Origin of the sequence: Streptomyces sp. NPDC058231 (assembly GCF_042882275.1) — a bacterium.
Classification (GTDB): domain Bacteria; phylum Actinomycetota; class Actinomycetes; order Streptomycetales; family Streptomycetaceae; genus Streptomyces.
In genome coordinates this window covers 1-13,084 of record NZ_JBHVWN010000034.1, presented here as the reverse complement: position 1 = coordinate 13,084, position 13,084 = coordinate 1, and the positions used below count along the sequence as shown (strand labels likewise).

Here is a 13,084-nt window from a genome sequence, read left to right as displayed (position 1 = left end):
GAAGGGGAGAGCTGTGGCCATCATCGAGACCGACGCCGTACTGCACGAGGCACACCGCGACAACCACACCCACCGTGATGTGAACGGCGGCTGGCTGCGCCCCGCGGTCTTCGGCGCGATGGACGGGCTGGTGTCCAACCTGGCACTGATGACCGGCGTCGCGGGCGGCGCGGTCTCCCAGCAGACTCTGGTGATCACCGGCCTGGCCGGTCTGGCCGCCGGGGCCTTCTCCATGGCGGCCGGCGAGTACACCTCCGTCGCCTCGCAGCGCGAGCTCGTCGAGGCGGAACTCGACGTCGAACGCCGCGAGTTGCGCAAGCACCCGTCGGACGAGATGGAGGAGCTCGCCGCGCTCTACGAATCCCGCGGTGTCGAGGCCGGCCTCGCCCGCGAGGTCGCCCGCCAGCTGTCCCGCGACCCCGAACAGGCTCTGGAGATACACGCCCGCGAGGAACTCGGCATCGACCCCGGCGACCTGCCGTCGCCGCTCGTCGCGGCAGTCTCGTCGTTCGGCGCCTTCGCGCTGGGCGCGCTGCTGCCCGTACTTCCGTACCTGCTCGGTGCGAGCGCCATGTGGCCCGCGGTACTGCTGGCGCTGTTCGGCCTCTTCGGCTGCGGCGCGGTGGTGGCCAGGGTGACGGCGCGCAGCTGGTGGTTCAGCGGGCTGCGGCAGCTGGTGCTCGGTGGGGCGGCGGCCGCGATCACCTACGGGCTGGGCACGCTGTTCGGCGTGGCGGTCGGGGGTTAGGGCCCGCCGTTCGGATCATGCCGGGTTCAGCGGGATCGCCGGGTTCGAGCGGGTCCCGGAACGCCCGGCCCGGTGTTCTGCGCCGTCACGAGGGCCGGCGCGGCCGACCCCGTGCGTGACAGGGCCCTGCGTCCGCCGCGCCCCGGGTGGACCGCGCCCGTAACATGTGCGCCATCCGTGTGACGTACGTCTTGGTCGCTGCCTCTGGGCGGAACCGCTGCGCGCACGTAAAATGAGTCGCTATACAGCGCTACACATAAGTAGCCATTACTCGGCGGTTTCGATTGCTTTTCCGCCGGGCATGAGCCGTAGACACCGCAGGCAACGACGCCTGCTCTCTGCGGTCCCCCCGGGCGCCGATCTTCCGACTGCGACCCAGACCTCCATCGCTCCACGAGCGGTGTCCGCATGTTGGAACGATCTATCCGCTTCCTGAGAAGCGCCCCATTATGTAACCTGCATGAAATTTCGCAGAGGGCCAACGTCGTCCCTCGGCACTGCATATGCCACGACGACGACGGGAGAGCCGATGCGTTCCGACGCCTGGTCGCCCATGGACGGTCGCCCCGCCCAGCAGGGGATGTACGACCCCCGTAACGAGCACGACGCCTGCGGCGTCGGGTTCGTGGCCACTCTGACCGGTGTGGCCAGCCATGAGCTGGTCGAGCAGGCGCTCACCGTTCTGCGCAATCTTGAACACCGCGGCGCCACCGGATCCGAGCCCGACTCCGGCGACGGCGCCGGAATACTGCTCCAGGTCCCTGACGCCTTCCTGCGTGAAGAGGTCCCCTTCGACCTCCCCGAGGCCGGCGCCTACGCCGTAGGCATCGCCTTCCTGCCCGCGGACGGCTCCACCGAGGCCGTCCAGAAGCTCGAGAAGATCGCGGCCGAGGAGAACCTCAAGGTCCTCGGCTGGCGCGACGTCCCGGTCACCCCCGACTTCCTCGGCAACGGCGCCCGCGCCACCATGCCCGAGTTCCGCCAGCTCTTCGTCGCGGACGGCGAGAGCGCCGGCATCGTCCTGGACCGCAAGGCCTTCGTGCTGCGCAAGCGCGCCGAGCGCGAGGCCGGGGTGTACTTCCCCTCGCTCTCCGCCCGCACGATCGTCTACAAGGGCATGCTCACCACCGGGCAGCTGGAGCCGTTCTTCCCGGACCTCTCCGACCGCCGCTTCGCCACCACCGTCGCGCTGGTCCACTCGCGCTTCTCCACGAACACCTTCCCGAGCTGGCCGCTCGCACACCCGTACCGCTTCGTCGCGCACAACGGCGAGATCAACACGGTCAAGGGCAACCGCAACTGGATGAAGGCCCGCGAGTCCCAGCTCGCGTCCAGCCTCTTCGGCGGCGAGCAGCTCGACCGGATCTTCCCCGTCTGCACCCCGGACGCCTCCGACTCGGCCTCCTTCGACGAGGTCCTGGAGCTGCTCCACCTCGGCGGCCGCTCGCTGCCGCACTCGGTGCTGATGATGGTCCCCGAGGCGTGGGAGAACCACGACTCCATGGACCCGGCCCGCCGCGCCTTCTACCAGTACCACTCCACGATGATGGAGCCCTGGGACGGTCCGGCCTGCGTCACCTTCACCGACGGCACCCAGGTCGGCGCGGTCCTCGACCGCAACGGTCTGCGTCCGGGCCGCTACTGGGTCACCGACGACGGCCTCGTCGTCCTCTCCTCCGAGGTCGGTGTCCTGGACATCGCCCCCGCGAAGGTCGTCCGCAAGGGCCGCCTCCAGCCCGGCAAGATGTTCCTCGTCGACACCGCCGAGGGCCGCATCATCGAGGACGACGAGATCAAGGCGGGCCTCGCCGCCGAGCAGCCGTACCAGGAGTGGCTGGAGACCGGCGAGATCGAGCTGGAGGATCTCCCCGAGCGCGAGCACATCGTGCACACGCACGCCTCCGTCACCCGTCGCCAGCAGACCTTCGGCTACACCGAGGAAGAGCTCCGCGTCATCCTCGCGCCGATGGCCCGCACCGCCGGCGAGCCGCTCGGCTCCATGGGCACGGACTCGCCGATCGCCGCGCTGTCCGAGCGCCCCCGGCTGCTCTTCGACTACTTCACCCAGCTGTTCGCGCAGGTCACCAACCCGCCGCTGGACGCCATCCGCGAGGAGCTCGTCACCTCGCTGCGCTCCTCGCTCGGCCCGCAGGGCAACCTGCTGGAGCCGACCGCCGCGTCGTGCCGCAGCGTCACGCTGCCGTTCCCGGTGATCGACAACGACGAGCTGGCCAAGCTGATACACATCAATGCCGACGGCGACATGCCGGGCATGAAGGCCGCCACGCTCTCCGGCCTCTACCGGGTCAGCGGCGGCGGCGACGCCCTCGCCGCCCGCATCGAGCAGATCTGTACCGAGGTCGACGCCGCCATAGAGGACGGCGCCCGCCTGATCGTCCTGTCCGACCGGCACTCCGACGCCGAGCACGCGCCGATCCCCTCGCTGCTGCTCACCTCGGCCGTCCACCACCACCTCATCCGCACCAAGCAGCGCACCCAGGTGGGTCTGCTGGTCGAGGCCGGGGACGTCCGCGAGGTCCACCACGTCGCGCTGCTGATCGGCTACGGCGCCGCCGCGGTCAATCCGTACCTGGCGATGGAGTCCGTCGAGGACCTGGTCCGCGCCGGCACGTTCATCGAGGGCATCGAGGCCGAGCAGGCCATCCGGAACCTGATCTACGCGCTGGGCAAGGGCGTCCTGAAGGTCATGTCCAAGATGGGCATCTCCACCGTCGCCTCCTACCGCGGCGCCCAGGTCTTCGAGGCCGTCGGCCTGGACGAGACCTTCGTCTCGAAGTACTTCAACGGCACCGCCACCAAGATCGGCGGCGCCGGACTCGACGTCGTCGCCAAGGAGGTCGCCGCCCGGCACACCAAGGCGTACCCGGCCTCCGGCATCTCCGCGTCGCACCGCGCGCTGGAGATCGGCGGCGAGTACCAGTGGCGCCGCGAGGGTGAACCGCACCTGTTCGACCCGGAGACGGTCTTCCGCCTCCAGCACGCCACCCGCAACCGCCGGTACGACATCTTCAAGAAGTACACGGACCGGGTGAACGAGCAGTCCGAGCGCCTGATGACGCTCCGCGGCCTGTTCGGCTTCAAGTCGGACCGCGAGTCGATCCCGGTCGACGAGGTCGAGTCCGTCGCCGACATCGTCAAGCGGTTCTCCACCGGTGCCATGTCGTACGGCTCGATCTCCCGCGAGGCGCACGAGACCCTCGCCATCGCCATGAACCAGCTGGGCGGCAAGTCCAACACCGGTGAGGGCGGCGAGGACGCCGACCGTCTCTACGACCCGGCACGCCGCTCCGCCATCAAGCAGGTCGCCTCCGGCCGCTTCGGTGTGACCAGCGAGTACCTGGTCAACGCGGACGACATCCAGATCAAGATGGCGCAGGGCGCCAAGCCCGGCGAGGGCGGCCAGCTGCCCGGCCACAAGGTCTACCCGTGGGTCGCCAAGACCCGGCACTCCACCCCGGGTGTCGGCCTGATCTCCCCGCCGCCGCACCACGACATCTACTCCATCGAGGACCTGGCTCAGCTGATCCACGACCTCAAGAACGCCAACCCGGCGGCCCGCATCCACGTGAAGCTGGTCTCCGAGGTCGGCGTCGGAACGGTCGCCGCGGGTGTCTCCAAGGCACACGCGGACGTCGTCCTGATCTCCGGCCACGACGGCGGAACGGGCGCCTCCCCGCTCACCTCGCTGAAGCACGCGGGCGGCCCCTGGGAGCTCGGCCTCGCCGAGACCCAGCAGACCCTGCTGCTCAACGGTCTGCGCGACCGCATCGTCGTGCAGACCGACGGCCAGCTGAAGACCGGCCGCGACGTCGTCATCGCCGCGCTGCTCGGCGCCGAGGAGTTCGGTTTCGCGACCGCGCCGCTCGTCGTCTCCGGCTGCGTCATGATGCGCGTCTGTCACCTCGACACCTGCCCGGTCGGCATCGCCACCCAGAACCCGGTCCTGCGTGACCGGTTCTCCGGCAAGGCCGAGTACGTCGTCAACTTCTTCGAGTTCATCGCGCAGGAGGTCCGCGAGCTCCTCGCCGAGCTCGGCTTCCGCACCATCGAGGAGGCCGTCGGCCACGCCGAGCTGCTGGACACCGACCGTGCGGTCACGCACTGGAAGGCGCAGGGCCTCGACCTGCAGCCCCTGTTCTACGTCCCGGAGCTGCCCGAGGGCGCGGTCCGTCACCAGCGGGCCGAGCAGGACCACGGCCTCGCCAAGGCGCTCGACAACGAGCTGATCAAGCTCGCCGCCGACGCCCTGAAGGCGGACAGCGCCGAGTCCGCCCAGCCGGTCCGGGCCCAGATCGCGATCCGGAACATCAACCGGACCGCCGGCACCATGCTGGGTCACGAGGTGACGAAGAAGTTCGGCGGCGCGGGACTGCCGCAGGACACCATCGACATCACCTTCACCGGTTCCGCGGGCCAGTCCTTCGGTGCCTTCCTGCCGAACGGTGTGACGCTGCGCCTGGAGGGCGACGCCAACGACTACGTCGGCAAGGGCCTCTCCGGCGGCCGCATCGTCGTCCGCCCGGACCGCGGCGCCGACCACCTCGCCGAGTACTCGACCATCGCGGGCAACACCATCGGCTACGGCGCCACCGGCGGCGAGCTGTTCCTGCGCGGCCGCACCGGTGAGCGGTTCTGCGTCCGCAACTCCGGTGCGACGGTCGTCTCGGAAGGCGTGGGCGACCACGGCTGCGAGTACATGACCGGCGGCCACGCCGTCGTACTCGGCGAGACCGGACGCAACTTCGCCGCCGGTATGTCGGGCGGCGTCGCGTACGTCATCGACCTGAACCGCGACAACGTCAACATCGGGAACCTCGGCGCGGTCGAGACGCTCTCCGACAGCGACAAGCAGTGGCTGCACGACGTCGTGCGCCGCCACCAGGAGGAGACGGGCTCCACCGTCGCCGAGAAGCTGCTTGCCGAGTGGGACACCGCGGTGACCCGCTTCAGCAAGATCATCCCGTCCACCTACAAGGCAGTGCTCGCCGCCAAGGACGCCGCTGAGCTCGCCGGTCTCTCCGAGCAGGAGACCACCGAGAAGATGATGGAGGCGGCGACCAATGGCTGACCCCAAGGGCTTCCTGACCACCGGGCGCGAGGTCGCCAAGACCCGCCCCGTCGGCGAGCGCGTCAAGGACTGGAACGAGGTCTACGTTCCGGGCTCGCTGCTCCCGGTCATCAGCAAGCAGGCCGGCCGCTGCATGGACTGCGGCATCCCCTTCTGCCACAACGGCTGCCCGCTCGGGAACCTCATCCCCGAGTGGAACGACTACGCCTACCGCGAGGACTGGACGGCCGCGTCCGAGCGCCTGCACGCCACGAACAACTTCCCGGAGTTCACCGGGCGGCTGTGCCCGGCTCCCTGCGAGTCGGCGTGCGTGCTCGGCATCAACCAGCCGGCCGTCACCATCAAGAACGTCGAAGTCTCGATCATCGACAAGGCGTGGGACAGCGGCGACGTCACCCCGCAGCCGCCCGAGCGGCTCTCCGGCAAGACGGTCGCGGTCATCGGCTCGGGCCCGGCGGGCCTCGCCGCCGCCCAGCAGCTGACCCGGGCCGGCCACACGGTCGTCGTCTACGAGCGGGCGGACCGCATCGGAGGCCTTCTCCGGTACGGCATCCCCGAGTTCAAGATGGAGAAGTCGCACATCAACCGCCGCATCGAGCAGATGCGCGCGGAAGGCACCAAGTTCCGCACCGAGACGGAGGTCGGCAAGGACATCGACGCCGCCAAGCTCCGCCGCCGGTACGACGCGGTCGTCATCGCCGCCGGTGCCACCGTCTCCCGCGACCTGCCCGTCCCGGGCCGTGAGCTGAACGGCGTGCACTTCGCGATGGAGTACCTGCCGCTCGCCAACAAGGTGCAGGAGGGCGACCTCACGGTCTCCCCGATCAGCGCCGAGGGCAAGCACGTCGTCGTCATCGGCGGCGGCGACACCGGCGCCGACTGCGTCGGCACCGCCCACCGGCAGGGCGCGGCCTCCGTCACCCAGCTGGAGATCATGCCGAAGCCGGGCGAGGAGCGGAACGCCAACCAGCCCTGGCCGACCTTCCCGATGCTCTACAAGGTCACCTCCGCGCACGAGGAGGGCGGCGAACGGGTCTACTCCGTCTCCACCACCCACTTCGAGGGCGACGAGGACGGCAACGTCCAGGCCCTGCACCTGGTCGAGGTGGAGTTCAAGGACGGCAAGCTGGAGCAGAAGGCCGGCACCGAGCGGCGGATCCCCGCCCAGCTCGTCACCCTCGCCATGGGCTTCACCGGCACCGACCAGGCCAACGGCCTGGTCCAGCAGTTCGGCCTGGAGCTCGACGGGCGCGGCAACGTGGCACGCGACGCGGACTACGCCACCAACGTCGGCGGCGTGTTCGTCGCCGGTGACGCGGGCCGCGGCCAGTCCCTCATCGTGTGGGCCATCGCCGAGGGCCGCTCCGCGGCACGCGGCGTGGACCGCTTCCTGACCGGGACCAGCGCACTGCCGGCCCCGATCCGTCCCACGGACCGTTCCCTGATGGTCTGAGGAGCGCACAGCACCACCCCAACAGACGTCCCGTACAACGGCGTACGGAACTGAACGCGGCGCCTGCCCGTCCCCGACCGGACGATTCGGCAGGCGCCGTGGCGCGTCCCGGGACGGTGCGCACCGTCCCCGCGGAGGCTGTCCCGCGCGGTGGACCAGCCGCCCCGCCGGACCGGCGGAACGCTCAGGCCGCACCGCCGGTCAGCTGCGAGGTCTTGAGGACCACCAGCGCGACCAGCACCACGAACAGCACCGCGCACCCGGCGATCTGTACGGCGGTACGGCGCTTCGCCGGCGCGTACGCGAGCGCGGCCATCACGACGGCGCCCGTCAGGAGCCCGCCCAGGTGCCCCTGCCACGAGGTGAACCACGCGGAGATCAGCATCCAGACGAGGAAACCGGCCAGGAACCGGTTGACCGCCTGCATGTCCCGGCCGAGCCGCCGGTTGATGACGTAGAACGCCCCCGCGAGACCGAAGACCGCCCCCGAGGCTCCGATCGTCAGGACGTCCGGGGCGATCAGATACACCAGCACCGAACCGCCGAGCGCGGACAGCAGGTACAGGGCGAGGTAGCGCACGCGCCCGAGCTGCGCCTCGACGACCCGGCCCAGATTCCACAGCCCGTACATGTTGAAGAGGATGTGCACCATCCCGAACGGCAGCGCCCCGAACGACGCGTCGCCCGGAGGGAGATGGAGGAACGCCCCGGTCAGCAACCGGTACCACTCGCCGTCCACCACACCGATCGCATGGAACCCGGCTATGTTCCCGCTCTCGTACATGTACTGGCCGCCATGGGGGCCGACCAGACCCGCGCCGAGCATCCCGAACCGGTCGACGATCCCGGGCCGGACCAACTCGCCCAGGTACGCCAGGATGTTCAGCCCCATCAGCACATACGTCATCAGGGGCACCGCCGTCCGAGGCACCGAACCGCCGAAGACCGTGCGGGCCTGCCGGACCGAGCGCTGCCCCTCCTTCACGCACTCCACGCAGTGGTGGCCGACCGCGGCCTCACGCATGCAGTCCGGGCAGATGTAGCGGTCGCAGCGGGTGCAGCGCACATACGTCTCGTACGACGGGTGGCGGTAGCACGTGGTGACGGAGGCCTCCATGGCCGGCTCCTTCACGGGGGGACGGTGGCGAGCGGCCGGTGGGGCGGCGGCGATCAACATAGCGAATCCCGCCCGGGAGGCAGCGGCCGGGTGGCGGCGCCCGCCGGGTGCGTCACCGACGCCGCGGCCGGCCCGGCACGGTGCCGTAACCTCGTGACTCCGCCGTCAGGAACGGAGTCCCGCATGGCCGGCATCAGTCTCCGCAAGGTCGAGCAGACGGCGCCCGCGCTCGTCAGCCTGTACAGGAGCGCCGGAGCCAGTCTGCACAAGCACCGGCTGAGCGGGGAACGTGCGGCCGTCTATCTCGTGCTCGACTACTCCGGATCCATGAAGGAGTACTACGAGGACGGCAGTGTCCAGGCACTCGCCGACCGGGTACTCGGTCTCTCGGCCCATTTCGACGACGACGGGCGGGTGCCGGTCGTGTTCTTCTCCACGGACATCGACGCCGTCACCGACATAGCCCTCGACAACCACCGCGGGCGCGTCGACGAGATCGTCGCCGGACTCGGACACATGGGCCGGACCAGCTACCACCTGGCCATGGACGCGGTCATCGACCACTACATCGACAGCGGCTCGACCGCGCCCGCGCTCGTCGTCTTCCAGACCGACGGCGGTCCGGTCAGCAAACCGGCGGCCGAACGCTATCTCTGCAAGGCGGCGAAACTGCCGCTGTTCTGGCAGTTCATCGGCTTCGGCGACAGACGCAGCTCGCAGTTCGACTTCCTGCGCAAGCTCGACGAGCTCGCCGTCCCCGCACAGCGCCCCGTCGACAACGCGGGCTTCTTCCACGCCGGACCCGACCCGCGGCAGGTACCGGACAGCGAGCTGTACGACCGGCTCGTCGCCGAGTTCCCGCTCTGGCTCGCGGCCGCACGGGCGGAAGGGATCGTCGCATGACGTACCGAGTACTGAGGGCGGCCGGCCGGACGGCCGTGCCCTGGAAGAACGGCGGGGGAGTCACCCGGGAGATCGCCGCGTCGCCCGAGGGCGCCCCGCTGGACGCCTTCGACTGGCGTGTCAGCCTCGCCGACGTGACGGCGGACGGGCCGTTCTCCTCGTTCCCCGGGGTCGACCGCACGCTGACCGTGGTCGAGGGCGCCGGCATGGACCTGATGGTGGGCGGCGAGCACCACATCGTCGACGAACCGTACTGGCCCCACGACTTCCCCGGGGACCTGGAGACGGACGGCCGGCTCCTCGGCGGCCCCGTGGTGAACCTCAACGTGATGTACCGCAGGGAACGCACCGCGGCGGAGACCGCGGTGGTACGCGGCACCCTACGGCTGCGGGCACCGCAGGGCGGCGCGGTCCTCGCCGTGGCGCTGGAGGACGGCGCGGCCGTCGAGGGCCAGGACACCGGACTCGACTGCTACGACGCGGTGCTGGTGGAGGACGGCGCGGCGCCCGTCGTGCTCAGGACCCAGGGCTACGCACTGGTGGTCACCGTGTCCGGCCGGTAGTCCGCGGCCGGACACCGGGTATCCAGTGGCTGTGGGTCTCCACGGTCCGCGGCGGTCCGGACGTCATGGGCAGGCCCAGCCTCCCGGCCACCGGCAGCATCACCCTGCCGAACTTCTCCACGGCCTCGGGCGACTCCCACAGGTCGAAGAGCTCCACGCCCGATTCGGTCGCCGCGCAGACGCGCGAGAGGCAGCCGTCGAAGTGGTCGCCGGGCAGCGCGCGGAGCTCCTTGTCGAGAGCGTCGTACTGCTCCGCCGTCACTCCCGGCAGAGTGGCATGCACGAAGACGGCCATCGTCAAATCACCTCGGGTCGCGGGATCAGGCCCCCCGCCGCCACGGTGACGGCCATGTGCCTCGTACAGCACACCACGATCATGACGGGACGGCATCCGAACGAGTGACAGCCCGTAAAACCCGACAGAAGATGTCCGGTTTCCGCGCTTCGATGGACCCATGACCACGCATTCATGGGCAGAGTTCCAGTCGGCCGAGCCGGGCTTCGCCGAGACCGTCCAGGCCCGTTTCGGGCAGTACAAGCACCACATCCTGGCCACTCTCCGCAAGGACGGATCGCCGCGTGTGACCGGCCTGGAGGCGGATTTCCGCTTCGGTGAGCTGTTGCTCGGCATGATGCCGAACTCGCGCAAGGCGCTGGACCTGCTGCGTGATCCGCGGTTCGCGATGCATGCCAACCCGGGGCCGGACGACAAGATGGCGTACGCCGACGTACGGGTCGCCGGCCGCGCGGTGGAGGTGACCGACCCCGAGATCCTGGGCCGCTTCGTCGCCGAGGCGAAGCCGCCGGAGCCGTTCCACCTGTTCCGCGCCGAACTGACGGAGGTGGTCAGTACGGGGGTGGAGGACGACAAGCTGGTCGTACAGGTCTGGCGCCCGGGCCGGGCGCTGCGCACGATCCGGCGCTGAAAGGGGGCGCGCACCCTCGCGGCGCCCCGGTCGGCGGACTGATGCCGACGAGTGTCGAACGGCTCCGAACCAGTCCCTCCAAGGGTTTCGGGCCGATCCACCGACCCGCGGCGCGACAAGATCCACCACTGGTCGGCAGGACGTGCTACGGTGGTCCGGTTGCAGTTTTGGTACCCATGAACTTTATGTGCGCCTGACGGGAATGCTTCCTCAGGCGCATTATTGTTTTCCGGCTTTCTCCGGATGGGGCTCAATGCGGCGACTTGGAATTCGTAAAGTGCGGATTTCCGGCACTGCACCTCTTTTAGGAGAATGACATGGCTACTGGAACCGTGAAGTGGTTCAACTCGGAAAAGGGCTTCGGCTTCATCGAGCAGGACGGCGGCGGCGCCGACGTCTTCGCCCACTACTCCAACATCGCCACCTCGGGCTTCCGTGAGCTCCAGGAGGGTCAGAAGGTCTCCTTCGACGTCACGCAGGGCCAGAAGGGCCCGCAGGCGGAGAACATCGTCCCGGCCTAATTGCCGCGACGCGTACCTCGCAGCCGGGGCCCGCACCGTGAAGGTGCGGGCCCCGGCTTGTGCTGTCCCGGGGAAGTGCACGCGAGAAGTCGCACGCGCACACGTGTGCCCATGAAGGCGCCGACCGGAATTCGCGCAGGTTCGCCGGAGTCACCGGCCGGTATGCGGGCTCCGTGAAGTCCCCCGCAGTCCCCAGCAGTCCCAAGTAGTTCCCAGGAATCCCCAGGAGGGCAATTCCGTATGACCCGCTCCGAACGCCAGGACCGACCCGCCCGCACTCGCCCGTCGAGGGGGCGCGGCACGGCCCCGGCACAGGCAACCGCCAAGGGTTCCGGCAAGGGATCCGGCAAGGCGTCGCCCCGTCGCAGGGCCACGCCGCCGCAGGGTGAGTTCGCCCTGCCCGAAACCATGACCCCCGCACTGCCCGCCGTCGAGGCGTTCGCCGAGCTGGACATGCCCGCAGCCCTGCTGAAAACCCTTGCCGCGCAGGGCGTCACCGACCCGTTCCCGATCCAGGGCGCCACCCTGCCGAACTCGCTCGCCGGCCGGGACATCCTCGGCCGCGGCCGCACCGGCTCCGGCAAGACCCTGGCCTTCGGCCTCGCGCTGCTCGCCCGCACCGCCGGACGCCGCTCCGAGCCGCACGCCCCGCTGGCACTCGTCCTGGTCCCGACCCGGGAGCTCGCCCAGCAGGTCACCGACGCGCTGACGCCGTACGCGACGTCCGTGAACCTGCGCCTCGCCACCGTCGTCGGCGGCATGTCGATCAGCAAGCAGGCCGGCACGCTGCGCCGCGGTGCCGAGGTCGTCGTCGCCACACCGGGACGGCTCAAGGACCTCATCGAGCGCGGCGACGCCCGTCTCGACCAGGTCTCCATCACGGTCCTCGACGAGGCCGACCAGATGGCCGACATGGGCTTCATGCCGCAGGTCGTCGCGCTGCTCAAGCAGGTCGAGCCGGACGGGCAGCGGATGCTGTTCTCCGCGACCCTGGACAAGAACATCGACCGGCTGGTCAAGATGTTCCTCACCGACCCGGTCGTGCACTCGGTCGACCCGTCCGCGGGCGCCGTCACCACGATGGAGCACCACGTGCTGCACGTGGCCGACGAGACCGACAAGAAGGCCGTCGCCACCCGGATCGCCGCCCGCGAGGGCCGGGTGATCATGTTCGTGGACACCAAGCGCGCCGCCGACCGCTTCGCCAAGCGGCTGCTGGCCAGCGGGGTACGGGCTGCCGCGCTGCACGGCGGCCGGTCCCAGCCGCAGCGCAACCGGACGCTCGACCAGTTCAAGAACGGACAGGTCACCGCGCTGGTCGCGACGAACGTGGCGGCGCGCGGCATTCACGTCGACGACCTCGACCTGGTCGTGAACGTGGATCCGCCGACGGACCACAAGGACTACCTCCACCGCGGCGGGCGCACGGCGCGCGCCGGGGAGTCCGGCAGCGTCGTCACGCTGGTACTGCCGGAGGAGAAGCGCGAGATGACCCGGCTGATGGCGGATGCGGGGATCGCCCCGCGGACCACCCGGATCACCTCCAGCGACGAGGAACTCGTCCGGATCACCGGGGCCCGCGAGCCTTCCGGTGTCGCGGTCGTCGTCGAGGTCCCCCAGCCGACCCAGCCGAAGCCGCGCACGCGGTCGGCCGGCAGCGGCGGCGGGGCGGCCGGCGGCGGCGCGTTCCGCTCGGGCAGCCGGGGCCGGGGACGTCGTGGCGGCGCCGGCGCGGCGCAGGGCGGCGGCGAGGCGCGGGCGGGC

10 protein-coding genes are annotated in these 13,084 nt (G+C 70.1%); 8 read left to right on the top strand and 2 right to left on the bottom strand.

All coding sequences use genetic code 11. The features are described 5' to 3' along the window. The first annotated feature begins 13 nt into the window (after positions 1 to 13). The 3 genes from ACFVXE_RS22255 (at position 14) to ACFVXE_RS22245 (ending at position 7,290) form a co-directional block, all read left to right on the top strand. On the top strand, positions 14 to 748 hold the full coding sequence (locus tag ACFVXE_RS22255) for a VIT1/CCC1 transporter family protein (RefSeq protein WP_389673383.1): 735 nt from the start codon (positions 14 to 16) through the stop codon (positions 746 to 748). A gap of 529 nt (positions 749 to 1,277) precedes the next feature. Beyond that, on the top strand, positions 1,278 to 5,837 hold the full coding sequence (gene gltB, locus ACFVXE_RS22250; RefSeq protein WP_389673381.1) for a glutamate synthase large subunit: 4,560 nt from the start codon (positions 1,278 to 1,280) through the stop codon (positions 5,835 to 5,837). Beyond that, positions 5,830 to 7,290: a glutamate synthase subunit beta gene (locus ACFVXE_RS22245; protein ID WP_389673380.1), complete on the top strand. Its 1,461-nt coding sequence runs from the start codon at positions 5,830 to 5,832 to the stop codon at positions 7,288 to 7,290. The genes gltB and ACFVXE_RS22245 overlap by 8 nt, the downstream gene beginning before the upstream one ends. 184 nt (positions 7,291 to 7,474) lie before the next feature. On the opposite strand, the gene ACFVXE_RS22240 is transcribed toward ACFVXE_RS22245, so the two are convergent. Beyond that, complete coding sequence (locus tag ACFVXE_RS22240) at positions 7,475 to 8,407, bottom strand: rhomboid family intramembrane serine protease (RefSeq protein ID WP_389673379.1); 933 nt, start codon at positions 8,405 to 8,407, stop codon at positions 7,475 to 7,477. A 183-nt stretch (positions 8,408 to 8,590) separates the two neighbouring features. On the opposite strand from ACFVXE_RS22240, the gene ACFVXE_RS22235 reads away from it, so the two are divergent. Beyond that, positions 8,591 to 9,310, top strand: coding sequence for a vWA domain-containing protein (locus ACFVXE_RS22235; protein ID WP_389673378.1), 720 nt, complete (start codon positions 8,591 to 8,593; stop codon positions 9,308 to 9,310). Then, positions 9,307 to 9,873: a HutD family protein gene (locus ACFVXE_RS22230; RefSeq protein ID WP_389673376.1), complete on the top strand. Its 567-nt coding sequence runs from the start codon at positions 9,307 to 9,309 to the stop codon at positions 9,871 to 9,873. The genes ACFVXE_RS22235 and ACFVXE_RS22230 overlap by 4 nt, the downstream gene beginning before the upstream one ends. Here ACFVXE_RS22230 and ACFVXE_RS22225 read toward each other — a convergent pair. After that, positions 9,854 to 10,168 carry a hypothetical protein gene (locus tag ACFVXE_RS22225; RefSeq protein WP_389673374.1) on the bottom strand — a complete coding sequence of 105 codons (315 nt, stop codon included), beginning with the start codon at positions 10,166 to 10,168 and terminating at the stop codon, positions 9,854 to 9,856. The genes ACFVXE_RS22230 and ACFVXE_RS22225 overlap by 20 nt on opposite strands. A gap of 160 nt (positions 10,169 to 10,328) precedes the next feature. On the opposite strand from ACFVXE_RS22225, the gene ACFVXE_RS22220 reads away from it, so the two are divergent. The 3 genes from ACFVXE_RS22220 to ACFVXE_RS22210 all read left to right on the top strand — a co-directional run. Next, entirely contained in the window at positions 10,329 to 10,799 is a 471-nt protein-coding gene (locus tag ACFVXE_RS22220; protein ID WP_389673373.1) for a pyridoxamine 5'-phosphate oxidase family protein, read from the top strand. Between the two features lie 317 nt (positions 10,800 to 11,116). Then, positions 11,117 to 11,320: a cold-shock protein gene (locus ACFVXE_RS22215; RefSeq protein WP_003969786.1), complete on the top strand. Its 204-nt coding sequence runs from the start codon at positions 11,117 to 11,119 to the stop codon at positions 11,318 to 11,320. A 240-nt stretch (positions 11,321 to 11,560) separates the two neighbouring features. Further along, the coding region (locus ACFVXE_RS22210) for a DEAD/DEAH box helicase (protein WP_389673372.1) at positions 11,561 to 13,084 on the top strand (1,524 nt) is incomplete at its 3' end.

What these genes read in the sequence shown, in the direction of transcription:
- ACFVXE_RS22235 (WP_389673378.1), top strand. Translation starts at nt 8,591, where the DNA reads ATGGCCGGCATCAGTCTCCGCAAGGTCGAGCAGACGGCGCCCGCGCTC.
- ACFVXE_RS22225 (WP_389673374.1), bottom strand. Translation starts at nt 10,168, where the DNA reads ATGGCCGTCTTCGTGCATGCCACTCTGCCGGGAGTGACGGCGGAGCAG.
- ACFVXE_RS22215 (WP_003969786.1), top strand. Translation starts at nt 11,117, where the DNA reads ATGGCTACTGGAACCGTGAAGTGGTTCAACTCGGAAAAGGGCTTCGGC.
- ACFVXE_RS22240 (WP_389673379.1), bottom strand. Translation starts at nt 8,407, where the DNA reads ATGGAGGCCTCCGTCACCACGTGCTACCGCCACCCGTCGTACGAGACG.
- ACFVXE_RS22230 (WP_389673376.1), top strand. Translation starts at nt 9,307, where the DNA reads ATGACGTACCGAGTACTGAGGGCGGCCGGCCGGACGGCCGTGCCCTGG.
- ACFVXE_RS22220 (WP_389673373.1), top strand. Translation starts at nt 10,329, where the DNA reads ATGACCACGCATTCATGGGCAGAGTTCCAGTCGGCCGAGCCGGGCTTC.
- ACFVXE_RS22245 (WP_389673380.1), top strand. Translation starts at nt 5,830, where the DNA reads ATGGCTGACCCCAAGGGCTTCCTGACCACCGGGCGCGAGGTCGCCAAG.
- gltB (WP_389673381.1), top strand. Translation starts at nt 1,278, where the DNA reads ATGCGTTCCGACGCCTGGTCGCCCATGGACGGTCGCCCCGCCCAGCAG.